General features: G+C 75.1%; 24 protein-coding genes. 15 read left to right on the plus strand and 9 right to left on the minus strand.

Annotated elements, in window-relative coordinates; all coding sequences use genetic code 11:
• Positions 1-49 precede the first annotated feature (49 nt).
• Positions 50-3,961, minus strand: coding sequence for an FxSxx-COOH system tetratricopeptide repeat protein (gene fxsT, locus AB0B83_RS00770; RefSeq protein ID WP_357576349.1), 3,912 nt, complete (start codon positions 3,959-3,961; stop codon positions 50-52).
• 16 nt (positions 3,962-3,977) lie between these two features.
• Positions 3,978-5,210: a TIR-like protein FxsC gene (locus AB0B83_RS00775; protein ID WP_357576350.1), complete on the minus strand. Its 1,233-nt coding sequence runs from the start codon at positions 5,208-5,210 to the stop codon at positions 3,978-3,980.
• 188 nt (positions 5,211-5,398) lie between these two features.
• Here AB0B83_RS00775 and AB0B83_RS00780 point away from each other — a divergent pair, with 188 nt between their 5' ends.
• The 4 genes from AB0B83_RS00780 (at position 5,399) to AB0B83_RS00795 (ending at position 7,632) form a co-directional block, all read left to right on the plus strand.
• On the plus strand, positions 5,399-5,779 hold the full coding sequence (locus AB0B83_RS00780; RefSeq protein WP_132234872.1) for a metalloregulator ArsR/SmtB family transcription factor: 381 nt from the start codon (positions 5,399-5,401) through the stop codon (positions 5,777-5,779).
• Positions 5,776-6,417, plus strand: coding sequence for an SRPBCC family protein (locus tag AB0B83_RS00785; RefSeq protein WP_357576351.1), 642 nt, complete (start codon positions 5,776-5,778; stop codon positions 6,415-6,417). The genes AB0B83_RS00780 and AB0B83_RS00785 overlap by 4 nt, the downstream gene beginning before the upstream one ends.
• A 65-nt stretch (positions 6,418-6,482) precedes the next feature.
• Positions 6,483-7,043 carry an NADAR family protein gene (locus tag AB0B83_RS00790; RefSeq protein ID WP_357576352.1) on the plus strand — a complete coding sequence of 187 codons (561 nt, stop codon included), beginning with the start codon at positions 6,483-6,485 and terminating at the stop codon, positions 7,041-7,043.
• A gap of 76 nt (positions 7,044-7,119) precedes the next feature.
• The gene (locus tag AB0B83_RS00795) at positions 7,120-7,632 is read left to right on the plus strand and encodes an NUDIX domain-containing protein (protein WP_357576353.1); all 513 of its coding nucleotides are present in this window, start codon (positions 7,120-7,122) and stop codon (positions 7,630-7,632) included.
• A gap of 10 nt (positions 7,633-7,642) precedes the next feature.
• Here the strand turns inward: AB0B83_RS00795 and AB0B83_RS00800 are convergent, their stop codons facing one another.
• The gene (locus AB0B83_RS00800; protein ID WP_357576354.1) at positions 7,643-8,182 is read right to left on the minus strand and encodes an RNA 2'-phosphotransferase; all 540 of its coding nucleotides are present in this window, start codon (positions 8,180-8,182) and stop codon (positions 7,643-7,645) included.
• A gap of 113 nt (positions 8,183-8,295) precedes the next feature.
• Here AB0B83_RS00800 and smpB point away from each other — a divergent pair, with 113 nt between their 5' ends.
• Positions 8,296-8,790 (plus strand): SsrA-binding protein SmpB, encoded by a 495-nt coding sequence (gene smpB, locus AB0B83_RS00805; RefSeq protein ID WP_357576355.1) that lies wholly within the window; start codon positions 8,296-8,298, stop codon positions 8,788-8,790.
• Between the two features lie 67 nt (positions 8,791-8,857).
• Here the strand turns inward: smpB and AB0B83_RS00810 are convergent, their stop codons facing one another.
• On the minus strand, positions 8,858-9,997 hold the full coding sequence (locus AB0B83_RS00810) for a hypothetical protein (RefSeq protein ID WP_357576356.1): 1,140 nt from the start codon (positions 9,995-9,997) through the stop codon (positions 8,858-8,860).
• Positions 9,889-11,022, minus strand: coding sequence for a transporter substrate-binding domain-containing protein (locus AB0B83_RS00815; RefSeq protein WP_357576357.1), 1,134 nt, complete (start codon positions 11,020-11,022; stop codon positions 9,889-9,891). The genes AB0B83_RS00810 and AB0B83_RS00815 overlap by 109 nt, the downstream gene beginning before the upstream one ends.
• Positions 11,023-11,219: 197 nt before the next feature.
• Here AB0B83_RS00815 and AB0B83_RS00820 point away from each other — a divergent pair, with 197 nt between their 5' ends.
• From AB0B83_RS00820 to AB0B83_RS00835, 4 genes are read left to right on the plus strand one after another with little or no spacing between them, the layout of a single operon-like run.
• A complete protein-coding gene (locus AB0B83_RS00820) occupies positions 11,220-11,645 on the plus strand; it encodes a helix-turn-helix domain-containing protein (protein ID WP_357576358.1) in 426 nt (141 codons plus the stop codon).
• On the plus strand, positions 11,642-12,421 hold the full coding sequence (modA, locus tag AB0B83_RS00825) for a molybdate ABC transporter substrate-binding protein (RefSeq protein WP_357576359.1): 780 nt from the start codon (positions 11,642-11,644) through the stop codon (positions 12,419-12,421). Before AB0B83_RS00820 ends, modA begins: the two co-directional genes overlap by 4 nt.
• Complete coding sequence (locus AB0B83_RS00830; protein WP_357576360.1) at positions 12,418-13,233, plus strand: ABC transporter permease; 816 nt, start codon at positions 12,418-12,420, stop codon at positions 13,231-13,233. The genes modA and AB0B83_RS00830 overlap by 4 nt, the downstream gene beginning before the upstream one ends.
• Positions 13,230-14,294, plus strand: coding sequence for an ABC transporter ATP-binding protein (locus AB0B83_RS00835; RefSeq protein WP_357576361.1), 1,065 nt, complete (start codon positions 13,230-13,232; stop codon positions 14,292-14,294). The genes AB0B83_RS00830 and AB0B83_RS00835 overlap by 4 nt, the downstream gene beginning before the upstream one ends.
• A gap of 215 nt (positions 14,295-14,509) precedes the next feature.
• Here the strand turns inward: AB0B83_RS00835 and AB0B83_RS00840 are convergent, their stop codons facing one another.
• Entirely contained in the window at positions 14,510-14,935 is a 426-nt protein-coding gene (locus AB0B83_RS00840; RefSeq protein WP_357576362.1) for a type II toxin-antitoxin system Phd/YefM family antitoxin, read from the minus strand.
• A gap of 165 nt (positions 14,936-15,100) precedes the next feature.
• Here AB0B83_RS00840 and AB0B83_RS00845 point away from each other — a divergent pair, with 165 nt between their 5' ends.
• The 3 genes from AB0B83_RS00845 (at position 15,101) to AB0B83_RS00855 (ending at position 18,432) form a co-directional block, all read left to right on the plus strand.
• Positions 15,101-15,886 (plus strand): RNA ligase family protein, encoded by a 786-nt coding sequence (locus tag AB0B83_RS00845; protein WP_357576363.1) that lies wholly within the window; start codon positions 15,101-15,103, stop codon positions 15,884-15,886.
• Positions 15,887-16,018: 132 nt separating this feature from the next.
• A complete protein-coding gene (locus tag AB0B83_RS00850) occupies positions 16,019-17,581 on the plus strand; it encodes a cellulose binding domain-containing protein (protein WP_357576364.1) in 1,563 nt (520 codons plus the stop codon).
• A 263-nt stretch (positions 17,582-17,844) separates the two neighbouring features.
• Entirely contained in the window at positions 17,845-18,432 is a 588-nt protein-coding gene (locus tag AB0B83_RS00855; RefSeq protein WP_357576365.1) for an ATP-dependent endonuclease, read from the plus strand.
• On the opposite strand, the gene AB0B83_RS00860 is transcribed toward AB0B83_RS00855, so the two are convergent.
• Positions 18,403-18,978 carry a GNAT family protein gene (locus AB0B83_RS00860; RefSeq protein ID WP_357576366.1) on the minus strand — a complete coding sequence of 192 codons (576 nt, stop codon included), beginning with the start codon at positions 18,976-18,978 and terminating at the stop codon, positions 18,403-18,405. The genes AB0B83_RS00855 and AB0B83_RS00860 overlap by 30 nt on opposite strands.
• 80 nt (positions 18,979-19,058) lie before the next feature.
• Here AB0B83_RS00860 and AB0B83_RS00865 point away from each other — a divergent pair, with 80 nt between their 5' ends.
• From AB0B83_RS00865 to AB0B83_RS00875, 3 genes are read left to right on the plus strand one after another with little or no spacing between them, the layout of a single operon-like run.
• Positions 19,059-19,583, plus strand: coding sequence for a PadR family transcriptional regulator (locus AB0B83_RS00865; RefSeq protein WP_151453153.1), 525 nt, complete (start codon positions 19,059-19,061; stop codon positions 19,581-19,583).
• Positions 19,580-20,260 carry an ABC transporter ATP-binding protein gene (locus AB0B83_RS00870; protein WP_357576367.1) on the plus strand — a complete coding sequence of 227 codons (681 nt, stop codon included), beginning with the start codon at positions 19,580-19,582 and terminating at the stop codon, positions 20,258-20,260. The genes AB0B83_RS00865 and AB0B83_RS00870 overlap by 4 nt, the downstream gene beginning before the upstream one ends.
• On the plus strand, positions 20,257-22,521 hold the full coding sequence (locus AB0B83_RS00875; RefSeq protein ID WP_357576368.1) for an ABC transporter permease: 2,265 nt from the start codon (positions 20,257-20,259) through the stop codon (positions 22,519-22,521). The genes AB0B83_RS00870 and AB0B83_RS00875 overlap by 4 nt, the downstream gene beginning before the upstream one ends.
• 45 nt (positions 22,522-22,566) lie before the next feature.
• On the opposite strand, the gene AB0B83_RS00880 is transcribed toward AB0B83_RS00875, so the two are convergent.
• The gene (locus tag AB0B83_RS00880; protein WP_357576369.1) at positions 22,567-23,721 is read right to left on the minus strand and encodes a (Fe-S)-binding protein; all 1,155 of its coding nucleotides are present in this window, start codon (positions 23,719-23,721) and stop codon (positions 22,567-22,569) included.
• Positions 23,718-25,103: an FAD-linked oxidase C-terminal domain-containing protein gene (locus AB0B83_RS00885; RefSeq protein ID WP_357576370.1), complete on the minus strand. Its 1,386-nt coding sequence runs from the start codon at positions 25,101-25,103 to the stop codon at positions 23,718-23,720. Before AB0B83_RS00885 ends, AB0B83_RS00880 begins: the two co-directional genes overlap by 4 nt.
• Between the last annotated feature and the right edge of the window lie 100 nt (positions 25,104-25,203).

The following is a 25,203-nucleotide window of genomic DNA, read 5'->3' on the forward strand; positions in this document are numbered from 1 at the left end:
GCAGGGCGGGCGCTCAGAGCAGGGCGGGCGCTCAGAGCAGGGCGGGCGCTCAGAGCAGGGCGGGCTCGATGTAGCCGTTGAACCGGTCGCGCTGGCGGGCCTGGACCACCCGCGGGTTGTCGCCGCCGAACAGCTGCACCAGCTGGCCGAACGCGTCGTCGTAGAGGGCGCGCCCGGCGTCGGCCTCGCTCTCGGTGGCGATCCTGCTGACCGCGAGGTTGAGCGCCGCCGAGACGCTGTCCGGGTGCTCGGCACCGAGGGCCCGGATCAACTCGACGTACGCGGTGGTGTCCAACAGCAGGGCGGCGTCGCGCTCGCCGAGCGCGAACAGGTCGTTGGCGAGGTTGAGCGTGGCGAGCAGGGTGTGCGGGTGCCGCTCGCCGAGGCTGGCGAGGAGCTGGTCGCGGACCCGTTGGGCGAGGTCGAGCGCCTGGGGGTGTTCGCCGCCCTTGCGCAGGAACACGCCGAGGTTGTTGAGGCAGGCCAGGGTGATCGCGTGGTCGGCGCCGAGGACCTCGGTGTACGCGTCGCGCAGCCGCCGCGCCATCCGCAGCGCGGTCGGGTTGTCGCCCACCGCCGACCAGGTGGTCGCCAGCGCCATCTCGCAGGAGAGGGTGTCGGCGTGCTCGCCGCCGAGGGTGCGCTGGTAGCGCACCACCGTGCGTTCGAGCACCCGGTGCGCGTCGGCGAAGCGGCCGAGCTGGCGCAGGGTCAGCGCCAGCTCCTTGGCGGTACGCAGGGTCTCCGGGTGGTCGGGGCCGATGATCTTCTGCTGGTTGGCGGAGGTGCGTTGCAGGACGCTGTGCGAGCGCCACAGCTCCCCGGTGTCGCGCAGGCCCCGGCCGTAGTTGCTGGCGGAGGCGAGGGTGGACGGGTCCTCGTCGCCGAAGCGTTCCCGGCGCCGCTCGTAGATGTGCTGGTCGAGCTGGGCCGCCTCCCGGAAGTGGCCGACGAGCCGCAGCGAGACGGCGAGGTTGTTCTCGGCGGTCAGCGTACGGCCGCTGTCCTCGCCGAAGCTGCGGACGCTCAGCTCCAGGGTGCGCCGGTCGCGCTGCTCGGCGTCGTGGTAGCGGCCCTGGGCGCGCAGGTCGGCCCCGAGGCTGCGGGCCGTCATCAGGGTGTAGAGGTGGTGCTCGCCGAAGATCCGCCGCTGCCGGTCGTAGACGTCCTGGTCGATCTCGAAGGCCCGGTCGAAGAGGCTCTGCGCGCGCAGGACGTTGGCCAGGTGGAACCGCATCCGCAGCGTGGTGGGGTCGTCGTCGTCGGTGTCGCGCCAGCGCTCCAACGCGTCCTCGGCCAGCGAGCGCGCGGACTCGTAGTCCCCGCGCCGGTAGAGGTAGCGCACCGTGTCGGCGACGAGCTGGCGGGCCTCCTCGGCCGTCGACTCGTGCAGCGCCGAGGGACGTACGTGCGGCCACAGCTCGGCGTAGCGCGGCCAGTTGGCCGGTTTGTCCGGGTCGCGGGGGCTGGCGGCGGCGAGCAGCGACTGGGCCTGGCGGCGGGTCTCGGCGGGGTCGTCGAGCTGGTCCTTGATGACGAGCTGCACCAGCCGGTGGATGCGGACGGTGTTGTTCTCCGCGTCGACCTGGGCGAGGCCGTAGCGGCCCAGCTCGGCGGTGACCAGCCCTTGCAGGATCGGGTCGGTGAGGGTGGGGTCGAACGGGGCCATGAAGACGGCGAACCGCTCGCCGGTGAGCATCGCGACCGGGATCGGCTCCGGCGCGTAGTACGAGCACAGCTCCAGCAGGCGCGCGGCGGCGGGCTTCTCCTGCCGCAGCTGGCGCAGGGTCACCAGCCAGGTCGCGGCGAGCGTCTTGGAGTATCCGGCCGACTGCCGGCCCTCGAGGATGCGCAGCAGGCCGGGGGTGTCCAGCGAGGCGAGGTACTGCTGCACCGGCAGCGCCGTGGCCCGCAGGTAGGCGGCGCCCTGTTCCACCGCCAGCGGCAGGTCGCCGAGTTTCTCCGCGACCTGGGTCGCCTCCTCCTCGGTGAGGCCGCGGACGCGCTCGCGCAGCAGCTGGACGCTCTCCAGCCGGTCGAAGACCGTCAGCTCGGTGGCGCCCGCGTACTCGCTCCAGGTCTGGTCGCGCGTGGTGAGCAGGACGTGCCCGGGGCCCTGCGGCAGCAGCGCCCGGGTGGCCCGCGACGGCTCGTCGGCGTTGTCCATGATGATCAGCCAGCGCCGGCCGGGGCCGCCCCGGCGCAGCGCGTCGAGCACCCGCCGGACGGCCTCGCCTCCGCCGCCGGCGCCGAGCCCCATCGCCTCGGCGAGGTCGGCCAGCCCGCCCCGGATCCGCTCCTCGCTGTCGGCGGGGATCCACCAGACCACGTCGTAGTCGCGGGCGAAGCGGAGCGCGTATTCGGCGGCGAGCTGGGTCTTGCCGACCCCGCCCAGACCGTGGATCACCTGCACGCCGGAGGCGGGCGAGGCGGTCAGCCGGTCGCGCAGCGCCTCCAGCTGCGCCGCCCGGCCGACGAAGGTGGTGCCGTGCTGGCGCACGTTCCAGACCGCCGGGAACGAGCCGGGGAACCGGCCGACCGACCGCCCGGTCACCGCGTGCGCGGGTGCGCCCACCTCCTCGAGCAGCAGGGTCCGGGCGGTGCCGGCGTCGACGTCGCTGAGGTCGACCGGGGTGCGGTCGGTGTAGGGCAGGGCGAGCCGGGACTCGTCGACTCGCAGCGGTACCAGCACGCCGGTGCCGGCGACCTGGTCCCGGCTGGCGGCGGCCTTCCACGCCTCCCCCGCCAGCGGCGTGGCCGCGAAGTGCCGGGTCAGCACGACCAGCACCCGGCTGGCGGCGGCGAGGGCCCGGTCGAACTCGGTGCGGCCACCCGCACGCACCGGCACGTCGACCGCGCGGCGGTCCACCCGCAGCCCGGCCTCCTCGAGCTGGTCGCTGATCCACTCCGCCCAGAGCCGGTCCATCGAGGCGTAGCCGACCAGCACGGTCTGCTCGGCGGTGAGCCGGGACCGCTCGAACGCGGTCAGCGAGCGGCGCCGTTCCTCCTCCGGCATCGGCTCCAGCCGGGTGACCCGGCCACCGGTGACCACCGACGCGAGCTGCTCGTACGCCGCCAGCAGGGTGCCCGCCTGCTCCGGCCGGTCGCCGAACGCGGCGAGGATCTCCTCGTAGGCGTAGAACGCGCGGTAGGGCACCTCGATGGTGTTCCAGTAGCGGGCCCGCGCGGCGTCGGAGAGGTGGTCGAGGAACGACGCGAACTCGGCCCGGACCAGGTCCCGGCCGGTCTCCAGCTTGCGCAGCTCGGCGTCCTCCACCCGGGTCGGCACGGGCACCAGCAGCGGCGGGTCGTCCGGGCGCTGGGCGCGGATCGAGCGGGCCACGGCCGACGCGCCCCGGATGCTCTGCGTCGACATGGTGAAGCAGTTGACGACGGTGTCGGGCAGTTGCACGGTGCAGATGCCGGCGACGTCGCTCAGGCCCGTACGGCTGTCGATCAGCACGATGTCGTACTCGGCGCGCATCTGCGCGCGGACCGCGTCGAAGAAGGCCGCCCCGCCCTGGCGTTCGTAGAAGTTCGACCAGTCGAAGGTGCTCACCAACCGCGAGTACGCCGAGTCCTGCTGGCCGGCCGCCACGAAGTCGATCACGCCACCGTGCGGGAACTCCCAGTTCAGCGAGACCGCCCGCCGCTGGATCTTGGCGTGCCCGGCGAGCAGCTCCTGCGGGTCGTCGCCGGGGTTGCGCTGCATCGTGGCCATCGAGTAATCCCAGATCATCTCGATGACCCCGGGGGTGGCGCGCAGCTCGGAGTCGCGCAGGAACGGATGGAAGTAGCGGTGCAGGCCGGGCGACTCCAGGTCCCAGTCCACCACGAGCACCTGGAGCCCCTGGCTGGCCAGGATCCAGGCCACGTTGGCCAGCGCCATCGTGCGTCCCGTGCCGCCCTTGTACGAGTAGAACGTGACGATCTGCCCGCGTGCCGCGTCGTTCACCGCCATCGGCTGACCGCCTCCATCAGGGACCTTCGAGGATCGGGCGGTGCACCGGGCCGTCCGACGGCGGCTCCTGGTAGACCGTGCCCGTGCGGTAGATGCGGCTCTGGGCCACGACCAGCGCGTCCTCCAGCTCGGCGTGGAAGCGGCCGGCGGTGGCGATCTCCGGTCGCCACATCGCGGGATCGTTGCGCACCACGTGGTGCGACAGGACGCGCGCCAGGGTCTCCCACAGCCGCTGGTTGCCGTCGGCCGCCGCGTCGTCGGCGTCCGTCCACGGCACCAGCACCGGGGTGGTGGTGTCGGGGTCGCGGTCGTAGCCGACGAGGCTCAGCTCGTAGCGCGGCAGGCCGGCCGACCAGACGTCCACCACGAGCACGACGATCTGGTTGTGCGCCCGGGCCCACTCCCGCACCTCGGCGAGGTCGACGGCGTCCTCGACCGTCCAGCCGTAGCTCTTGGTGGTGGCGACCGCCCCGGCGTAGCTGCCGATCGGCGCCTCCAGCTCGGGGCGGTACGGCCGCCAGTCCCGGGCCAGCGCGCCGTAGCGCTCCTCCGCCCCGCTGCGGGTGCCGGCCAGCTCCGCCGCGCTGCCGGCGGCCAGGACGAACCAGACGTGCCGGGCGCTTGTCGAGCGGGGCGACCGGGCGGCGGACGAGCCGGGTGCCGGCCGCCTGCGGGTGGTCTCGAAGGCGCTGGTGACCTGGGCGAGCACCGGCCGTCGGGCGGGCCGGAGCAGGCGGTGCTCGCGGTCGGTCTGCACGATGTGCTTGGCCAGCGCGTCGACGAAGTCCTGGTATTCGTCGTGGTGCCGGCGGCGCTGCTTGAGGGTGAGCAGCCCGTCCTGGGCGTACACGGCGCCGGCCGGGAAGTTCTTGTGCTGGAAGCCGGTCAGCGCCTCGGGCACGCGGTCGCAGGGGATCCAGCGGATCGGCAGCACGGCGGGGGGACGGCGACGGAACTCCCGCTCGTGCGCGTCGACCCGGTCGGCGAAGACCCGGAACTCGCGCCCGCAGTAGTCACTGACCACGTAGCGGGGGGAGGTCAGCGCCACCAGGCAGGAGCTGGTGGCGAGGGCGTCGGCCAGCTCCTGCGACCAGGTCGCGCCGAGCGGCATCTGCCCGTCGACGAATCCCGCCTGGTCCCAGCCCACGCCGGCCAGCCGGGCCACCGCCTCGCTGAGATCGCCGAAGAACTCCTGCACCTGGCCGTTGCGGTTGTCCTCATGGGCGTAGCTCAGGAAGAAGAGTGGCACGCCCGCCTCCGCTCACGGGTCCCACGATCGTACGGAAAGTATATGTCCGTCGATGCCAGGGTAGCGTCGTGCGGATCTTCGCACCGACCCGTGGAGAGTCGTATCCCCGACGCTTCCGCGCAGGCGTCGGCGACACACCGACCCATCACGGGTCGCTTAAATAAGGGGTGGCTGATATAAAGGGTTCCGTGCACGCCTTCGACGTACTCGGTGACCCGGTGCGGCGCCGCATCCTCGAACTGCTCACCGACGGCGAGACGACCGCCGGCGGGCTGTGCGACGTGATCCGGCGGGAGTTCGGGATCTCCCAGCCGGCCGTCTCCCAGCACCTGAAGGTGCTGCGGGACAACGGCTTCGCCACCGTGCGGGCGGAGGGGACCCGGCGTCTCTACGCCGTCGATCCCCGGCCGCTGCGGGAGGTCGACCGCTGGCTCGACAACTTCCGCCGGTTCTGGACGCCGCCCCTGCACGCCCTCGCCACCGAGCTGGCCCGAGGCAAGCGCGAACGGCGGCTGCGCGAGCAGCCGCCCACGACAGACGACACGACCGACCACGGGAGAGACCGATGATCGACGCGACCGAGCAGATCAACGCCGTACGCCGCCAGCTCGGCCGGCGGGTGCTGGAGGCCGGCGAGGCCCGGGTGATGACCATCAGCCAGACGTACGACGCGCCGCTGGAGGACCTCTGGGACGCCTGCACCAACCCGGAACGGATCCCCCGCTGGTTCATGCCGATCTCCGGTGACCTGCGGCTGGACGGCCGCTACCAGCTGGAGGGCAACGCCGGCGGCACGATCGAGCGCTGCGATCCGCCGAAGGGCTTCGCCGCCACCTGGGAGTTCGGCGGCGAGGTGAGCTGGATCGAGGTGCGGCTGACGCCGGTCGGGGACGACCGGACCCGGTTCGAGCTGGAGCACGTCGCACACGTCGACCAGGAGCGCTGGGACCAGTTCGGCCCGGGCGCGGTCGGGGTCGGCTGGGACCTGGCGCTGCTCGGCCTGGCGTCGTACCTGGCCGCCGACGGCAGCGGGGTCACGCCGGAGGAGGGCGAGGCCTGGTCGGTGTCCGAGCAGGGCCGGCAGTTCGTGACGGCGAGCAGCGAGCGGTGGGGCGAGGCGAGCGTCGCCGACGGCACCGACGCCGAGGCCGCCCGGGGCGCCGCAGAGCGCACCACGGCCTTCTACACCGGGGCGCCGCCGGCCTGACCGCGCCGGCGGCCGGCCGGAAAAGCGCGCGCGTTCCGTCGGACCCCTCGGGCAGACTCGCCGCCATGTCGCCGCGATCCGTCACCGAGCTCGTCGCCGCCGTCAACGCCGGCGAGAAGATCCGCTACCTGCACTTCTGGGGTCACCGACCGCAGCGTGACGGCAGCGTCGGGCCCGGCTGCCTGAGCCAGTGGTGGCCGGCCCCGTTCACCGACGGCGAGCGGACGTACGCCACCGCCGAGCACTGGATGATGTGGCACAAGGCGATGCTGTTCGGCGACGCGGCGGTCGCCGAGCGGATCCTGGCGGCCGGGCACCCCCAACGCGCCAAGTCGCTCGGCCGCGAGGTGCGGGGGTTCGACCAGGCGACCTGGGAGGCCCGGCGCTTCGACATCGTGGTGGCGGGCAGCGTCGCGAAGTTCGACCAGCACGACGACCTGCGGGCGTACCTGCTCGGCACCGGCGAACGGGTGCTCGTGGAGGCCAGCCCGCTCGACCGGGTCTGGGGCATCGGCCTGACCGCCGACGACCCGCGCGCGGACGATCCGGCGCGCTGGCAGGGCGCGAACCTGCTCGGCTTCGCCCTCATGGCGGCCCGGGACGCACTTCGCGCGGGCCGCCCGTGACCGCCGGGAGCCGCCGCCGCACGCCTCGGGCGGCGGCTCGCGGCGGCCACCGGTGCGCCGGGTAACGTGCTGCGGCATGACCGCCGTGGCGTACTCCCACTGCTCCTTCTGCGGCGCCGCCTATCCGGCGGGGGCCGGTTGGCCGCGGGCCTGCGCGGCCTGCGGCGCGACGGTCTGGCGCAACCCGCTGCCCGTCGCGGTGGCGGTGCTGCCGGTCCGCACGGCCCGGGGCCTCGGGGTGGTGGTCGTCCGCCGCGACATCGAGCCCGCCCGCGGCCAGCTCGCGCTGCCGGGCGGCTTCATCGAGTACGGCGAGGAGTGGCAGGAGGCGCTGGTCCGGGAGCTGTGGGAGGAGACCGGCCTGCGCGCCGACGCCGCGGACGCCCGACTCCTCGCGGTGCACGGCGCCCCGGCCGGCGGCACGATCATGGTCTTCGGCGAGCTGCCCGAGCGGCGGGCCGAGGCGCTGCCGCCGTCGGCGCCGACCGAGGAGGCCACCGAGTGGCTGGTGCTCACCGAGCCGACGGAGCTGGCCTTCTCCACCCACACCCGGGTGCTCGCCGAATTCCTCGCCCGGCGCGCGGGCTGAGCCGGACCGCTCAGTCGGCCAGGTACCGGGCGGGCACCGCGTCGGTGAGCCAGACGCCGTTGGCGCTGCGATAGAAGGCGTGCCCGTCGCGGGCCATCGCCGCCGCGTCCACGGTCAGCACCACCAGCTCGCCCAGCCGGCGGGCACCGACCCGTCGGGCGGTCGCCAGGTCCGGCGACAGGTGGACGTGGTGCCGGCCGGCCCGGTGCAGGCCGGTGGACCGGATCGAGTCGAGCGCGACGCGGCTGGTGCCGTGGTAGAGCCGTGCCGGCGGCGCGCTGGGCGCCAGTTCCAGGTCGACCGGGATCGAGTGCCCCTGGTTGGCCCGGATCCGCTCGACGCCGTCGGCACCGCGTTCCACGGCGAAGCGCTGCTTGTCGTTGCCGGCCACCACGGCGTCCAGGTCGGCGCGGTCGGTCCCCAGCGCGGCGAGCAGGTCGTCGACCGACACCCAGCCGGCCCGGTCGGGCACGAGGCCGAACCGGGCGGGCTCGTGCCGCAACGCCAGGGACATCCGCTTGCTCAGCCGCACCATCGCCCGGTGATCCATTGGCGGAGTCTCCCCCGCCGGGCGCCGCCGGCGCCATCGGATTCGGCCGGACCCGGCCACCGCATCGGCGCCGGGCCGGCCAGCCCCGGCCGGCAGCCGATATCCTCGGCCGGGTGAACGCGGCCCGGCAGAACGAGCGCAGGCTGATCGCCTCCAACAAGAAGGCGCGGCACGACTACACGGTCCTCAAGACCTACGAGGCGGGCATCGTGCTGGCCGGCACCGAGGTCAAGTCGCTGCGCGAGGGTCGGGCGTCGCTGGTCGACGCCTTCGCCCAGGAGCGCGACGGCGAGCTGATGCTCTACGGGCTGCACATCGCCGAGTACGGCTTCGGCAGCTGGACCAACCACGCGCCCCGGCGCACCCGCAAGCTGCTGCTGCGCCGGGTGGAGATCGCCCGGATCCTGGAGCGGACCCGCGAGGGCGGCCTGACGCTGGTGCCCCTGTCGATGTACTTCTCGGGCGGCTGGGCGAAGGTCGAGCTGGCCCTGGCCAAGGGCAGGAAGTCGTACGACAAGCGGCAGGCGCTCGCCGAGCGCGACGCCGAGCGGGAGATCGCCCGGGAGCTGGGCCGCCACCTCAAGGGCCGCACCGCCCGACGGGGCTGACCGCTCCCCTCGCCGCGCCCGCACGCCGGTGTCGCCCGCCCCCGTCGCCTCCCCCGCCCGCCGGCCGTCAGCGGGGGCCGGAGGACGGCGGCGCGGACGACCCGGCGGGCCCGGGCGACGGCGGCGCGGACGGTTCGGCGGGGTCCCCGGCGGGCACCCGGCCGAGGCAGCGCGGGTCCGCCCGCCCCACCGGTTGCCGGGGGATCATCCAGTCCAGCGCCGTCTCCTCCACGTGCCAGCCGTACACGTCCACGCGGGTGACCGGGATCCGCCCCGGGTCGGGGCAGAGGAGTTGCCCGCGTACCTGGTCGTTCGGCAGGAAGCGCACCTCGCCCCGCCCGTCGAGCACGATCGTCATCCGGTCGGTCACCGTGACCGCCTGGCCGCGTACCACCTCCCGCACCGGGCCCGCCTCCGGGCCGACCTCGACGGCGACCGCGGGCAGCAGCGGCACCCGCAGGAAGACCACCCCCGTGACCAGCGGCACCACCGCCGCCACCGCGTAGGCGAGGCTGTGGGTCAGCGCCGGGGCGACCGGGCGCGGCACCGGGCCGGTGAGCACCACGGCTCCCAGCGGGGGCACGACCAGCAACAGGGCCGTGGCCAGTTCGCCGTCGCGGACCGCGGCCGGCACGGCGGGCGCCAGCCAGGCGTAGCTCGCGGTCGCCGCCACGACCGGCAGCACCAGGGTGGTGACCAGGAGCAGGCGGGGTCGGTCCGGGTACCGGAGCCGGGTCCGCAGCGCCAGCAGCCAGAGGGCGAGCATCATCAGCAGCGGCAGGAACCGCAACTGCCAGGTGAGCGCCGCCAGGGCGATCGCCGCCACCAGCACCCAACCGGGGGTACGCACGGTGCCGTAGGCGAGCAGCGAGCGATCCGGGTCGAACCGGTCAGGCGCGCTGACCTGGAGCAGCCGGCCGAGGACGGTCAGCACCAGCACCACAAGCGGGAACGCCCACACCAGCGCGATCAGCAGGGCGCTGAGCAACCCGAGCGGGCTGACGTACTGCACCAGCAGCAGCATCGTCGGCATGTCCTGCCGGCTGAGCCGCCAGAGCCGCAGCACCAGCAGCAGCACCGGGAACGCGGGCAGCAGCGTCAGCAGCCACTGCTGCGCCTGTTGTGCCTGCTTGGTGCCCGGGCGACGGTCGGCGCGCCCGATCGCGGCCGGCTCGGAGACGGCAGGGCCCATCTCTCCCACGGCCACTGCCGCACCTCCACCTTCTCCTCGGGCTCCGGCTGCCGGCCGACCGCCACCTGCTGCAGGTTGCTGTACTGCTGCTCCGAGGCCAGGTACCGGTCGAACGCCGCCTTCCACCGGTAGCCGTCGGGCCCCTCCGCCGACTGCTGCAGGGAGAGGTTGACCAGGTCCCGCATCGCCGGATCGGGGCCGGTGTTCACGCCCCACTTCTCCGCCGCCTCCTCGCCGATGTCCCAGTGCTGCAACTCCTGGCGCCCCCGCAGCTTCACCGCCGGCGGCAGCTCACCCGGCGGGCGGGGGCCCACGAAGCCGGCCAGGATCGCCGCGTCGGTGGTGACCGCGTCGACCTCCCTGTCGTAGAGCGCCTGGATGCACTCGCTGATCCGGTTGCGGCCGATCGGGCTCGCGCCCGCGTCCCGCAGGCGCCGCTCCGAGGTGGACGTGCCCAGCGTGCAGACCTTCGCCCGGTCGAGGTCGCGCAGGCTGGCGACCTTGCGGCTGTCGGACGCGAGCGTCACCACCGACTGCTCCGTCTCCAGGTAGGGGAAGGAGAAGACCACGCCCTGCCCCTGACGCTGCTCGGTGATGCTGTAGGAGGCGACCACCAGGTCGACGGTGACGAAGCTGCCGCCGGCGTCGCGCGCCTGCCGGCGGGCCCGGTCCTCGCTCTCGATCGCCAGCAGCGTCACCTCCGGCGCGTCGAACCCCAGGTCCTCGGCGATCATGTACGCGATCTCGATGTCGAAGCCCTCGAACGCGCCGTTCTCCAGCTTCTGCGCCACACCCGGCTGGTCGTCCTTGACCCCGATGACCAGCCTGTCCCGGTTGGTCAGCCCCGCCCGCTCACGCAGCTCGTCCCAGGTGGGCGGGCCGGTCGCCACGATCACCCGCACCGTGGCCGCCACGATCACCACCAGCAGGAGCAGCAGGGCGGCCAGGCGCACCTGCCGGGCCCTCGACCGGCGGGCGGTGGCGGCCGCCACGGATTCCGGCGCCGGTGGGTTGCCGCTGCCCTCGTCGTCCTGACCCAACTCGGCCCTCCCGGTCACCGTCCCCCGCCCGAGCCCTCCATTGTGGTCCATGCCGCCAGGTCACGACAGCATCCGGACGGCCGGTCGTGTTGCGGCGGCGTCTGCCGCGAACACGAGGAACATAGGCTTGTCCGGGCCGCATCCGCGATGGGCGGCCCGCTCTTATCCTCGCATCTGCCGGGCGCTAGGCTGGGCCGGTGACGACGTTCCGGATCGGGGAGGCCGCCGAGCTGCTCGGCGTCAGCGCCGACACCGTGCGCCGGTGGGTCGACGCCGGGCGGCTCGCCGCCGGCCGCGACGAGCACGGGCACCGGGTCATCGACGGGGTCGAGCTGGCCGCGTTCGCCCGGGGGCAGGCCGCCGAGCCGGACGACCGGTCGGACGCCTCCTCGGCCCGCAACCGGCTGCGCGGCATCGTGGTCAACGTCGTCAAGGACACCGTGATGGCGCAGGTCGACATCCAGGCCGGGCCGTTCCGGGTCGTCTCGCTGATGAGCCGGGAGGCGGTCGACGAGCTGGACCTGCGCGTCGGTTCGCTTGCCGTCGCGGTGATCAAGTCGACCACGGTGGTGGTGGAACGCGCCTCCCCGTCCGGGGCCTCCCGGGGGAGGCAGGGGTCGTGAGAGCGGCGCGGCGGGCGCGGACGGTCGCGGCGGCGGCGATCACCGCCCTGGTGGCCCTGGCCGGGTGCGGCGCGGGCACCACCGCCGGTGGCGGGTCGACGGACGGCACGGTGACCGTGTTCGCCGCGGCCTCGCTGACCGGGTCGTTCACCCGGATCGGCCAAGACTTCGAGGCGGCCCACCCGGGCACGACCGTGGTCCTCAACTTCGCCGGCAGCGCCGCGCTGGCCGCCCAGATCAACCAGGGCGCCCCGGCCGACGTGTTCGCCTCGGCGGCGACGCGCAACATGACCACCGTCGCCGAGGCCGGCAACGCCGACGGCGACCCGGTGGTCTTCGTCCGCAACCAGCTCGTCGTCGCCGTGCCGAAGGGCAACCCACGGGGCGTCGCCGGGCTGGCCGACCTGGCCCGGCCGGGCGTGAAGGTCGCCCTCTGCGCGGAGCAGGTGCCCTGCGGGGCGGCGGCGCGGACGGCGCTCGACGCCGCCTCGGTCGCGCTCACCCCGGTCACCCTGGAGCAGGACGTGCGGGGCGCGCTGTCCAAGGTGCGGCTCGGCGAGGTCGACGCGGCCCTCGTCTACCGCACGGACGCCCTGGCCGCCGCGGCCGACGTGACGGCCGTCGAGTTCCCCGAGTCCGCCCGCGCCGTCAACGACTACCCGATCGTCGCGCTGCGGGACGCGCCCAACCCCGACGGCGCGCGGGCCTTCGTCGCGTACGTCCGCTCGGAGCGGGGGCGCGCGGTGCTCACCGCGGCCGGGTTCCAGGCGCCGTGACGCGTACCCGCAGCGGACGCCTGCGCCGGCGGGGTCCCGGGGTGCCCGTCGCGCTGCTGCTGCCGGCCGTGCTGGGCCTGGTCTTCCTCGTCCTGCCGCTGGTCGGGCTGGTGGCCCGTACGCCGTGGGCCGACCTGCCGCAGCGGCTCGCCGCACCGGGCGTGCTCACCGCGCTGCGGCTGTCCCTGCTGACCGCCACGCTGGCCACGCTGCTCTGCCTGCTGCTCGGGGTGCCGCTGGCCTGGCTGCTGGCCCGCGTCGAGTTTCCCGGCCGACGCCTGGTACGCGCCCTCGTCACCGTGCCGCTGGTGCTGCCGCCCGTCGTCGGCGGGGTGGCGCTGCTGCTGGTCTTCGGTCGGCGCGGCCTGCTCGGCGGCTGGCTCGACGCGACCTTCGGGATCACCCTGCCGTTCACCACCGCCGGGGTGGTGCTGGCGGAGGCGTTCGTGGCGATGCCGTTCCTGGTGATCGCCGTGGAGGGGGCGCTGCGCGGCGCCGACGGCCGGTACGAGGAGGCGGCGGCAACCCTCGGCGCCGGCCGCTGGACGACGTTCACCCACGTCACCCTGCCCCTGGTGGCTCCCGGCCTGGCGGCCGGTGCGGTGCTGTGCTGGGCCCGGGCGCTCGGCGAGTTCGGCGCCACCATCACCTTCGCCGGCAACTATCCGGGGCGTACGCAGACCATGCCGCTGGCGGTCTACCTGGCGCTGGAGACGGACGTGCAGGCCGCCGTGGTGCTCAGCCTCGTGCTGCTCACCGTCTCGGTGGCCATCCTCGCCGGACTGCGCGACCGCTGGATCACCAGCCCGTGAGCGCGCCCCTGCTCGACGCGCACCTCGTGGTGGAACGGGACGGCTTCCGCCTCGACGTCGCGCTGCGGGTCGCCGCCGGCGAGGTGGTCGCGCTGCTCGGCCCCAACGGGGCGGGCAAGACCACCGCGCTGCGCGCGCTCGCCGGCCTGCTCCCGCTGACCGGCGGGCACCTCACCCTCGACGGCGTCGACCTGGACCGGCCGCAGCGCCGCGCCTGGACGCCGACCGAGCGCCGGCCGATCGGCGTGGTCTTCCAGGACTACCTGCTGTTCCCGCACCTGAGCGCGTGGGAGAACGTGGCCTTCGGGCCCCGGCGGCACGGCGCCGACCGGCGGACCGCCCGGCGGACCGCCCACGACTGGCTGGACCGGGTCGGCCTGGCCGAGCACGCCCACCGCCGGCCCCGGCACCTCTCCGGCGGGCAGGCGCAGCGGGTCGCGCTGGCCCGCGCGCTCGCCGTCGAGCCGGCGCTGCTGCTGCTCGACGAGCCGCTCGCCGCGCTCGACGCCCGCACCCGGCTGGACACCCGGGCCGAGCTGCACCGGCACCTCGCCGCGCACCCGGGGGCCACCCTGCTTGTCACCCACGACCCGCTGGACGCGTTGGTGCTGGCCGACCGGCTCGTGGTCGTCGAGGAGGGCCGGGTGGTGCAGGAGGGGGACGCCGCGACCGTCACGGCGCGGCCACGCACCGACTACGTGGCCCGGCTCGTCGGGCTGAACCTGCACCGGGGCCACGCCGACGGGCACCGGGTCCGGGTCGCCGACGGGCTGACCCTCACCGTCGCCGACCGGCTCGACGGGGAGGTCTTCGTCGCCTTCCGGCCCTCGGCGGTGGCCCTGCACCCGGCACGCCCCGAGGGCAGCCCGCGCAACACCTGGGCGGCGACGGTGGCCGGCGTGCAGCGGCACGGCGACGACCTGCGGGTGCAGCTCGACGGGCCGATCGGGGTGTCGGCGGACGTCACGCCGGCCGCCGCCGCACAGCTGCGACTGGCCCCCGGCCGGCCGGTCTGGGCCGCGGTGAAGGCGGCGCAGACCCACGCGTACCCCGCCGGCTGACATCCTGCAGCCCGAGGGCCGGCGGCCCGCGCGAGCGCTGCCCGCGGCGGCGTCGGGGCGCGGTCGACGGCGGCACACCGGATCCTGGCCAGGCAACGGCGCGGCACTGAGCCCGGGATGGTGCGGATCCCGGGACGGCGCGGATCCCGGGACGGCGCGGATCCCGGGACGGCGCGGACGCGAGCGGCGCCGGACGCGGCGCGGACCCGGGCGGGTCAGGCGGCGGGGTCGGCGGCCAGCAGGTCGGCGTGGGCGGCCCGGAGGCGGGCGAGGCCGGGGTCGCTGCCCGGGGTGACCCGGCGGTCGAGCTCGGCCCAGACGTCGGCGAGGGCGGCGGTGACCGCGCGCAGCTCGGCGGCGTGCCGGTGGGCGCTGCGCCGGTGCGCCTCGTCGAGGCGCCGGGCCCAGCCGGCGGTGACGGCGGCGAGGCGGTCGGTGTCGGCACGCGCCTGGGCGGCGCTGCGGGCGGCGGCCGCCGGGACGATCGCGGCCACCGGGCGGGGATCGCCGTCGCGGGTGACGACGGTGACGGTGTCGGTCAACTCGGCCAGCGCGACGAGCTGGGTGAGCCGGGTGCGCGCCTCGCGAAGCGGCACCGAGCGCGGCCGGTCGGTGTGCGGGGTGAGAGCGGGGACAGCCATGGATGGATGGTCGCCCCCGGGTACGACATTTCCGCACGCCGACGGTCCAGGGTGGACGCGCGGACCGGAAACTGGCGCGAGCCGGGGCCCCCGCGGCGGATACGCTGCCGGCCCGGCGCCGCACCGCGAACCGGCTCGGCGCACCCCACCGATGAAGGAGCTGCCGTGTCCCGCCTCGACGTCCGGACGGTCGACCTGCGGAGGATCAACTCGCTGACCAAGTACCCGTCGATCCCCACCTACCACGCCCTGGACCCGGGCGACGGCGGGCTGCTGGCGGAGTGCGTGGCGTTCACCGGGCCGGTCACCCTCACCGAGAAGGTCGACGGGACGAACGCCCGGATCGTCGTGCTGCCCGGCGGCGCGTACCTGATCGGCAGCCGCGAGGAGCTGCTGTACGCGCGCGGCGACCTGATCGGCAACCCCGCGCTGGGCATCGTGGACGCCCTGCGCGACGTGGCCGAGCGGCTGACGGTCGCGGCGGCGGACGACCGGATCACGGTCTTCTACCTGGAGGTGTACGGCGGCAAGGTCACCGCCGCCTCCCGGCAGTACACGGCCGAGCGCCGGGTCGGGCACCGGCTCTTCGACGTGGCCGTGCTGGACGACCCCACGCCGATGCTCGACTGGCCGGCGCAGCGGATCTCGGCCTGGCGCGACGGCGGCGGCCAGCGCTTCCTCGGCGAGGCGGACCTCGTCGGGCGGGCCGACGCGCTGGACCTGCCGACGGTGCCCCGGCTGGCCACCGTCCCCGCCGGGGAGCTGCCCCGCGACATCGACGGGACGCACGCGTTCCTGACCGGTCACCTGCCTCGGACCCTGGTGGCCCTGGACGGGCCGGCCGGCCGGTCCGAGGGGCTGGTGCTCCGCGCGGCGGACCGCTCGGCCATCGCCAAGGCGCGGTTCCAGGACTACGAGCGCACCCTGAAGCGTCGCGAGGCCAGGCGCTGACCCGAGGGCCTTCCTATCGCCTGGGCGATAGGAAGGGCCCCTTCCTCACACTTCGATCTGGACAACTACAGTTAACAATCCTAATAATTGTGCATCCGTCGATCCGACGGCCCTCGTACCCGGGAGGTCCGGATGCGTCGCCCTGCCCGAAACCTGTTGCTGGCCGCCGTCGCGGCCCTCGCCACCGTCACCGCCACCACGCTGACCCTCGCCGCGCCGGCCCAGGCCGCCGGCCCGACCGCCACCTTCGTCAAGACCGCCGACTGGGGCACCGGATGGGAGGGCCGCTACACCGTCACCAACGGCGGCCCGGCCACCATCACCGGCTGGCAGGTGGCCTTCACCCTGCCCACGGGCACCACGCTCGGCTCCTACTGGGACGCCACGGTCAACAGCGTCGGCCAGCGGCACACCTTCACCAACCGCTCCTGGAACGGCACCGTCGCCCCCGGCGCCTCGGTGTCGTTCGGCTTCCTGGCCACCGGCTCCGGTTCCCCCACCAACTGCACGCTCAACGGCGCGCCCTGCTCGGGCGGCACGCCCACCACCCCGCCGACCACGGCACCGCCCACGACCGCCCCGCCCACCACGGCGCCGCCCACCACCCCGCCACCCACCACGCCTCCGCCGACCACGCCCCCACCGACCACGCCGCCGCCGACGGGTGGGCTGCCCCGGCACGCGCTGATCGGCTACCTGCACGCCAGCTTCGCCAACGGCTCGGGCTACCTGCGGATGGCCGACGTGCCCGCCGACTGGGACATCATCAACCTCGCCTTCGGCGAACCCACCACGGTCACCTCGGGCGACATCCGGTTCCAGCTCTGCCCGGCGGCCGAGTGCCCGGGCGTCGAGACCGAGGCCGAGTTCATCGCCGCGATCCGCGCCAAGCAGGCGCAGGGCAAGAAGGTGCTGCTCTCCATCGGCGGGCAGAACGGCCAGGTGCAGCTCACCACGACCGCCGCCCGGGACACCTTCGTCCGGTCGGTGGCGGCCATCATCGACCGGTACGGCCTCAACGGGCTCGACATCGACTTCGAGGGCCACTCGCTCTACCTGGACACCGGGGACACCGACTTCCGCAACCCGACCACGCCGGTGATCGTCAACCTGATCTCCGCGATCCGCACCCTCAAGCAGCGGTACGGGGCGGGCTTCGTCCTCACCATGGCGCCGGAGACGTTCTTCGTCCAGCTCGGCTACCAGTACTACGGTTCGGGCCCGTGGGGCGGGCAGGACCCGCGCGCGGGGTCGTACCTGCCGGTGATCCACGCGCTGCGCAACGACATCACCGTGCTGCACGTGCAGGACTACAACTCGGGGCCGATCATGGGGCTCGACAACCAGTACCACACCATGGGCAGCGCGGACTTCCACATCGCGATGACCGACATGCTGCTCGCCGGCTTCCCCGTCGCCGGCAACGCCGACCGGGTCTTCCCGCCGCTGCGTGAGGACCAGGTGGCCTTCGGCGCCCCCTCCTCCCCCAGCGCCGGCAACGGCTATCTCGCCCCGGCCGGGGTGCAGGCCGCGGTGACCTGCCTGGTGAAGGGGCAGGGCTGCGGCCCGTACACCCCGCGCAGCGGCACCAATCCCGCCCTCCGGGGCCTGATGACCTGGTCGATCAACTGGGACCGGTTCTACGCCTGGGAGTTCCGCCTGAGCCACGGCCCGTTCCTGAAGTCGCTGCCCTGACGCCGGCGCCGCCGTCCGGGCCACCCGGCCCGGGCGGCGGCACGATCGCCGGTCCCCGGCGGTTCCCTGCCGCCCGCAATCCGGTTGCGCCGGGGGCCGGCCCGGTCCACGCTGCCCTGGCGGGCACGGCCGCGCTGCCCCGGCGGGCGACGGGCCGCGCTGGCCCGCCCGACACAGGTCCCGGTGGTACGTCCCGCATGTCGGGGCCGGACCGCCGGGCCGACCCCGGGCGGGCGCTGCGGCATCGGGAACGGGGAGGCGGAGTGCGGAGCATCGGTGACCTGGCGGCCGGGATCGACGCGCGGACGGTCGTGCTCGTCGAGGGGCCGAGCGACCGGGTCGCCCTGGAGACCCTCGCCGCGCGCCGCGGCCGGGACCTCGACGCCGAGGGCGTACGGGTGGTGGCCATGGGCGGCGCGACGAACATCGGCCATTTCCTCGACCTGCTCGGCCCGGCGGGACGCGGCCTGCGGCTGGCGGGCCTCTACGACGAGGCCGAGGAGGGCTACTTCCGGCGCGCGCTGGAACGCTGCGGCTTCGGCGTCGACCTGTCCCGGGCCGACCTGACGGCCCTCGGGTTCCACGTCTGCGTGGCCGACCTGGAGGACGAACTGATCCGGGCGGTCGGCGTCGCGGGGGTGCGGGCGGTGCTCGCCGCCGAGGGCGAGCTGCGCTCGTTCGACCTGTTCCAGCGACAGCCGGCGCAGCGGGGTCGGGCCGTCGAGGCGCAGTTGCGCCGGTTCCTCGGCACCCGGTCCGGCCGCAAGAGCGCGTACGCGCGGCTGCTCGTGGCGGCGCTGGAGCCGGACGGGGTGCCCCGCTCACTCGACGCGGTGCTCGCTGGCGTCTGAGCGCACGCCGCGCCACTCGGGCGCCAGCACCGACCACACCTCGATGTCGCCCCGTCCGGCCGGGCCGGGATAGACCTGGCGCAGCGTCCCGTCGAGGTGCATGCCCAGCCGCCGGGCGGTGGCGATGCTGCGGGTGTTGTCCGGCTTGGTGCGCCACTCGACGCGGTGGATGCCGCGTTCCCGTACCGCCCAGTCGATTAGCCGGCCGACCGCCCGGCTGACCAGCCCGTGGCCCTCCCCGGCCGGCTCCAGCCAGCAGCCCGCCTCGCAGACGCCCCTGGCGGCGTCGAACGAGACCAGCATGACCCCGCCGACCAGCTCGCCCCGCCGCCAGATGCCCCAGATACCGCCGGCGTCACGCGCCCACAGCTCCGCGTAGCGCTGGAGCACGGCCCGGGCACCGGCCAGGTCGTCGACCAGGAACGAGGGCGACACCCAGGGCGCGATGTGCGTACGGGCCCGCTCGAGGTGGGCGAGGAACTCCTCGGCCCGCCAGGGCTCCAGGGGACGCAGTTCCGCGTCCTCGGTCAGGGACAGGGCGAACACGGTGACCTCCGATGCAGACGGTTGAGCGGGCAATGTACCGCTATACACTCCGGGTATACGCGGTGTGTATAGTCGCCGGCATGTCGATCGGACAGACCTTCCTGGGCCTCCTCGAGGCCACCCCCCGCCACGGCTACGACATCAAACGCCTCTACGACGAGCGCTTCGGTCACGCCCGACCGCTCGCGTACGGGCAGGTCTACGCCACCCTGTCCCGGCTGCTGCGCGGCGGCCTCGTCGAGGTGGAGGCGGTGGAGCCCGGCGAGGGCCCGGAACGCAAGCGGTACGCGATCACCGAGGCGGGCGTCACCGACGTGGCGCAGTGGCTGGCCCGGGCCGAGAAGCCCGAGCCGTACCTGCAGAGCACCCTCTACACCAAGGTGGTGCTGGCCCTGCTGACCGGCCGCCCCGCCGCCGACGTGCTCGACGTGCAGCGCGCCGAGCACCTGCGGATGATGCGCGAGCTGACCCGCCGCAAGCGCGACGGCGACCTCGCCGAGCAACTGGTCTGCGACCACGCGCTGTTCCACCTGGAGGCCGACCTGCGCTGGCTGGAGCTGACCGCCGCCCGTCTCGACGAGCTGGCCGCGACGGTGCGGTCGTGAGCGCCCCGCTGCTGCTCGCCGAGGACCTGCACCGCTCGTTCGGCCCGACCCGGGCGCTCGCCGGGGCGAGCATGCGCGTCCACCCGGGCGAGGTGCTGGCCGTGATGGGCTCGTCGGGCTCCGGCAAGTCCACGCTGCTGCACTGCCTCGCCGGAATCACCCGGCCCGACTCCGGCCGGGTCCGCTACGCCGGCCGTGACCTCGCCGCCCTGAGCGACGCCGAGCGCAGCGCGCTGCGCCGCGAGGAGTTCGGCTTCGTCTTCCAGTTCGGCCAGCTCGTACCGGAGCTGACCTGCCTGGAGAACGTCGCGCTGCCGCTGCGGCTGGGCCGGGTCGGTCGGCGCGAGGCGGAGCGGCGGGCCGCCGAGTGGCTGGACCGCCTGGAGGTCGCCGAGGTGGCCGGCAAGCGGCCCGGCGAGGTCTCCGGCGGGCAGGGGCAGCGGGTGGCGGTCGCCCGGGCACTGGTCACCCGGCCACGGGTGGTCTTCGCCGACGAGCCGACCGGCGCCCTCGACTCGCTCAACGGCGAGCGGGTCATGCGGCTGCTCACCGCCGCCGCCCGGGACACCGGGGCGGCCGTGGTGCTGGTGACGCACGAGGCGCGGGTCGCCGCGTACTCCGATCGGGAGGTCGTGGTCCGCGACGGCCGCACCCGGGACCTGGAGGTCGCGGCGTGACGCGGCTGCGCGACCGCGCGGCCGACCTGGGCATGGGCGCGCGGATGGCGTTCACGGGCGGCCGGGACGGCTGGCTGCGGGCGGTGCTCACGGCGGTCGGCGTCGGGGTGGGGGTGGCGATGCTGCTGCTCGCCGCCGCGGTGCCCGGCGCGCTGGACGCCCGGCAGGCGCGCGGCGACGCCCGCGACGACCTGCGGATGGGCGAGAAGATCCCGGCCGCCGCGAACACCCTGCTGATCCGCCAGACCGACACCGAGTTCCGGGGGCAGCCGGTGCGCGGCCGGGTGCTGCGGCCCGAGGGACCGGCCGCGCCGGCGCCGCCCGGGGTGGCCGCGCTGCCCCGCGCCGGCGAGGTGCTGGTCTCCCCCGCCCTGCGCGACCTGCTCGGCTCCGCCGACGGCGCGCTGTTCGCCCCCCGCCTCGGCGGGGCCACGGTCACCGGCGTCATCGCCGACGAGGGGCTGGCCGGCCCCCGCGAGCTGGCCTACTACCTGGGCAGCGACACCCTCGCCGCCGACGACGCCACCCGGCTGGACGCGTTCGGCGGCGGGCTGCCCGGCGAGGCCTTCGACCCGGTGCTGGTGGTGCTGGTGGTCGTCATCTTCGTGGTTCTGCTGCTGCCCATCGCGGTCTTCCTCGGCGCGGCCGTGCGGTTCGGCGGCGAGCGGCGCGACCGGCGGCTGGCCGCGCTGCGCCTGGTCGGCGCCGACGCCGCGATGGTCCGCCGGATCGCCGCCGGTGAGGCCGCCGCCGGCGCGCTGCTCGGCGTCGCGGCCGGCGGCGTGCTCTTCGCGCTCGGCCGGCAGGTGGTGCCGCTGGTCACCCTCATGGACCTCAGCGTGTACGCCGCCGACGTGCGCCCGCCGCTGCCGCTGGTGGCCGCCGTCGCGCTGGCGGTGCCGGCGCTCGCCGTGGTGGTGACGCTGGTGTCGATGCGCGCCGTGCTGGTCGAGCCGCTCGGGGTGACCCGGCGGGCGACGCCGGTGCGCCGGCGGCTGGTGTGGCGGCTGCTGCTGCCGGCCGCCGGGCTCGGGCTGCTGCTGGCCGGCGCCGCCGGGGTCGCGCCGCTGGGCGGCGAGCGGCAGACCGCGGCCGGCGCCGTGCTCCTGCTGGCCGGCGTGGTCACCCTGCTGCCCTGGCTCACCGACCTGCTCGTACGCCGGCTGCGCGGCGGCCCGGTCGCGTGGCAGCTCGCGGTGCGCCGCCTCCAGCTCGACAGCGCCGCCTCCGCGCGGCTGGTCAACGGCATCGCGGTCGCCGTGGCGGGCACCATCGGGTTGCAGATGCTCTTCGCCGGCGTCGCCGGTCGGTTCACCTTCGACACCGGCCAGGACACCTCCCGGGCCCAGGTGCAGGTGCAGTTCTCCCCGCAGTCGGACGCGGCGGCGGGGCTGGACCGGCTGGCCGGCGCGCCCGGGGTGACCGCGAGCAACGCCACCCTGGCCACCTCGGTCACGGCCGGCGAGGCGTACGGCACGCTGCGGATCGGCGACTGCGCGGCGCTGGCCGAGTTCGGCCGGCTCGACCGGTGCGCCGATGGCGACGTCTTCCTGGTCCGCGATCCCGAGGGCCAGTCCGCCGGCATCCGGCCGGGCGGCACGGTCACGGTCAGCGGGGTGACCTGGCGGGTTCCCCGTTCCGCCCGGGAGGCACCGGTGCGCAGCGACCCGTCCGGCTACCGGCAGGGCGGGGTGCTGGCCACTCCCGGCGCGGTCGACACGGCCCGGCTGGGGCCGCTGCGCGCCGAGGCGTACCTGCGGCTCGCGGCCGACCGGCCGGACGCGGTGGAGCACGTCCGCAACGCCGCCGCCGGCGTCGACCCGTACGCCTCGGTGCTCACGCTGACCGAGAACCGCCAGGCCAGCCAGTTCGTCAACGTCCAGCGCGGCCTCTACGCCGGCGCGGTGGTCACCCTGCTGCTGATCGGGGCCAGCATGCTGGTCGGCGTGCTGGAGCAGCTGCGGGAGCGCCGCCGGCTGCTGGCGATGCTGGTCGCGGTGGGCACCCGGCGATCCACGCTGAGCTGGTCGGTGCTGTGGCAGAGCGCCGTGCCGGTGGTGATCGGGCTCGCCCTGGCGGTGGTGTTCGGCCTCGCCCTCGGCGCGGTGCTGCTGCGCATGGTGCAGACGCCGGTGACCGTCGCCTGGCCGGCGCTGGGCATCTCCACCGGCCTCGGGGCGGCCGTGGTGCTGCTGGTGACGGGGCTCAGCCTGCCGGTGCTGTGGCGGCTCACCCGCCCCGACGGCATCCGTACGGAGTGATCATCCGCCGGGTGCACCGCAGGTGCGCCCGGCGGCCCCGGCCGGCTACGGCGACTCGATCCGGGCGAGCAGCTCGGCGAGGTGCACGGCCCGCACGGCGGACCGGCGCCGGCGCAGCCCCGTGCGCAACTGCCGCAGGCAGCCCGGGTTGACGGCCACCACCAGGTCGACGCCGGCGGCCTCGATCTCGTCGAGCTTCGCGTCCAGGATCCGCCGGGAGTCCTTCGGCCGCAGCAGCGAGTACGTGCCGGCGGCGCCGCAGCAGGCGGCCGCCGACGGCAGCTCGACGTAGTCGGCGACCTGGCGCAGCAGCGTCCGGGGCTCGGCGAAGACGCCGAGGCCGTTGCGCAGGTGGCAGGAGTCCTGGAGGGTGACCCTGGCGCGTCGGCCGCCCACTCGCAGTTCCGCCCCGGCGGGCCGGTCGGCGAGCCAGGTGGACAGCTCGCGTACCCGGTCCCGGCCGAGTACGGAGGCCAGGTGCGCGGCGCAGCCGCCGGAGGTGGTGACGATCGTGCCGGGCAGGTCCGCGCCGAGCCGCTCGGCCAGCCGCTCGCCCCCGGCCAGGTCGCCGTTGTGGGCGTGCAGCGCGCCGCAGCAGCCCTGGGTGGTGGGAACGGCCAGCTCGGGGGCGAGCGCGTGCGCCGCCCGGCTGACCGCCGGGTAGAGGCCCCGCTCGACGCAGCCCAGCATGAGCTGCGCGCCCGGCGTGTCGGCCGGGTCCTGCGCGGCGGCGGGGACGGCTGCCGGGGCCGTTCTCGGCGCGGACGGGGCGGGCCCCGCCGGGCCAGGCATGGCCCGCCGTGCGGTGGCGGGCCGGCCGCGGGCGGCGCGGCGGACGAGGCCGGACAGCCGCAGCAGCCAGCGTTGCTCGACGAAGAGCATCAGCGCCCGGGCCACCAGCGGTCGCCGCCAGCCCCGCCACTGGTGCACCCGCCACTGCTCCAGCAGGCTGCCGTACTCGACCCCGGCCGGGCAGACCGGCTCGCAGGCCCGGCAGCCCAGGCAGAACGAGGACTGCTCGGCGAGGGTGTCGTCGTCCGGGGGCAGGGTGCCGTCCTGCAACGCCCGCATCAGCGTGATCCGGCCGCGCGGCGAGGACGCCTCGTCGCCGGTCATCGCGTACGTGGGGCAGGCCGGCAGGCAGAACCCGCAGGAGATGCAGCGCGACAACTGCTCCGGGTCGAACACGTCGCCGGTCATGAGCCCAGCTTTCCGGGGTTGAGGATGCCCGCCGGGTCGAAGGCGCTCTTGATCCGGCGCAGCAGGGCGAGCTGGTCCTCGCCGAGGCGGGCGGCGAGGAACGGCAGTTTCGCCGCCCCCACCCCGTGCTCGCCGGTGATGGTGCCGCCGAGGTCGATGGCGGCGGCGAAGACGTCGGCGAAGGCCGCCTCGGCCCGGCGTACGGCGTCGTGGTCCTCGGCCGAGTCGAGCACACAGGTGGGGTGCAGGTTGCCGTCGCCGGCGTGGCCGAAGGTGGCGATGGCGACGCCGTGCCGGGCGGCGATGGCGTCGATCCGGTCGACCATCTCGGCGATGCGTGGCCGGGGCACGGTCGCGTCCTCCAGGATGGTCACCCCGCCCCGGCGGGACAGCGCCGGCAGCGCGCAGCGCCGGGCGGCCAGCAGCGCCTCCGCCTGGGCGACCTCGCGGGCCGTGGTGACCTCCACCGCGCCGGCCTCGACGCAGGCCGCGCCGATCCGCTCCAGGTGGGCGGCGACGAGGTCGGGCGGGCCGTCGTCGCCGAAGAGGAGCAGGGCGCCGGCGTCGGTACGCAGCCCCAGGTGGGCGAAGTCCTCGACGGCGTCGATGCAGGCCCGGTCGAGGAACTCCAGCGTCGCCGGCACCACCCCGGCCCGGATCACCCGGGCGACCGCCTCCCCCGCGTCGGCAAGCGTCGGGAAGTACGCGACCCCGGTGTTCGCCGACGCCGGTGCGGGCAGCAGCGCCACGGTCGCCTCGGTGATCACGGCGAGGGTGCCCTCGGAGCCGGTGAGCAGCCGAGTCAGGTCGTAGCCGGCGACGTCCTTCCACAGCCGACCGCCGGTGCGGATCACCTCACCGGTGGGCAGCACCGCCTCCAGGCCCAGCACGTAGTTGCGGGTCACGCCGTACTTCAGGCCGCGCAGCCCGCCCGCGCAGGTGGCGATGGTGCCGCCGACCGTGGCGACGGTCCGGCTGCCGGGGTCGGGCGCCCAGAGCAGGCCCTGTGCGGCGGCGGCGTCGGCGAGGGCGGCACTGGTCACGCCCGGTTGCGTCCGGGCGAGCAACTCGTCCCCGCTGACCTCCAGGATGACGTTGAGCCGGGTCAGCACCAGCACGATCCCGCCGCGCAGCGGCACGGTGGCGGCGCACAGGTTGGAGCCCGCGCCGCGGGGCACCACGGGCACCCGGTGCCGGGTGGCGAGTGCCAGCACCGCGGCGACCTCGGCGGTGTCGGCCGGGAAGACCACCGCGTCCGGGCGGTGCGAGAACAACGGCGTCGCGTCCCGCGCGTACGCCACGAGGTCGCCGGCCGCGTCGTGCACGTGCGACGGGCCGACGATCCCGCGCAGCTCGGCGAGGACGGTCGCGGACAGCGCCATGCCCACCCTTCCCTGTAGCTTTTTGCCGGTTCTTGACCGGTTGCCTGGCGACAGTTTTCACCGATCATAGAGAGCCGGAAGGGCTGGGTGAAGACGGCGG

The organism is Micromonospora sp. NPDC049060 (genome assembly GCF_040649055.1).
In the GTDB taxonomy this organism is placed as follows: Bacteria; Actinomycetota; Actinomycetes; order Mycobacteriales; family Micromonosporaceae; genus Micromonospora; species Micromonospora reichwaldensis.

Bases quoted from the DNA above. Each gene is read 5' to 3' on its own strand.
- AB0B83_RS00785 (WP_357576351.1), top strand. From the start codon at position 5,776: ATGATCGACGCGACCGAGCAGATCAACGCCGTACGCCGCCAGCTCGGC.
- AB0B83_RS00850 (WP_357576364.1), top strand. From the start codon at position 16,019: ATGCGTCGCCCTGCCCGAAACCTGTTGCTGGCCGCCGTCGCGGCCCTC.
- AB0B83_RS00885 (WP_357576370.1), bottom strand. From the start codon at position 25,103: ATGGCGCTGTCCGCGACCGTCCTCGCCGAGCTGCGCGGGATCGTCGGC.
- AB0B83_RS00865 (WP_151453153.1), top strand. From the start codon at position 19,059: ATGTCGATCGGACAGACCTTCCTGGGCCTCCTCGAGGCCACCCCCCGC.
- AB0B83_RS00800 (WP_357576354.1), bottom strand. From the start codon at position 8,182: ATGGATCACCGGGCGATGGTGCGGCTGAGCAAGCGGATGTCCCTGGCG.
- AB0B83_RS00790 (WP_357576352.1), top strand. From the start codon at position 6,483: ATGTCGCCGCGATCCGTCACCGAGCTCGTCGCCGCCGTCAACGCCGGC.
- AB0B83_RS00880 (WP_357576369.1), bottom strand. From the start codon at position 23,721: ATGACCGGCGACGTGTTCGACCCGGAGCAGTTGTCGCGCTGCATCTCC.
- fxsT (WP_357576349.1), bottom strand. From the start codon at position 3,961: ATGGCGGTGAACGACGCGGCACGCGGGCAGATCGTCACGTTCTACTCG.
- AB0B83_RS00840 (WP_357576362.1), bottom strand. From the start codon at position 14,935: ATGGCTGTCCCCGCTCTCACCCCGCACACCGACCGGCCGCGCTCGGTG.
- AB0B83_RS00795 (WP_357576353.1), top strand. From the start codon at position 7,120: ATGACCGCCGTGGCGTACTCCCACTGCTCCTTCTGCGGCGCCGCCTAT.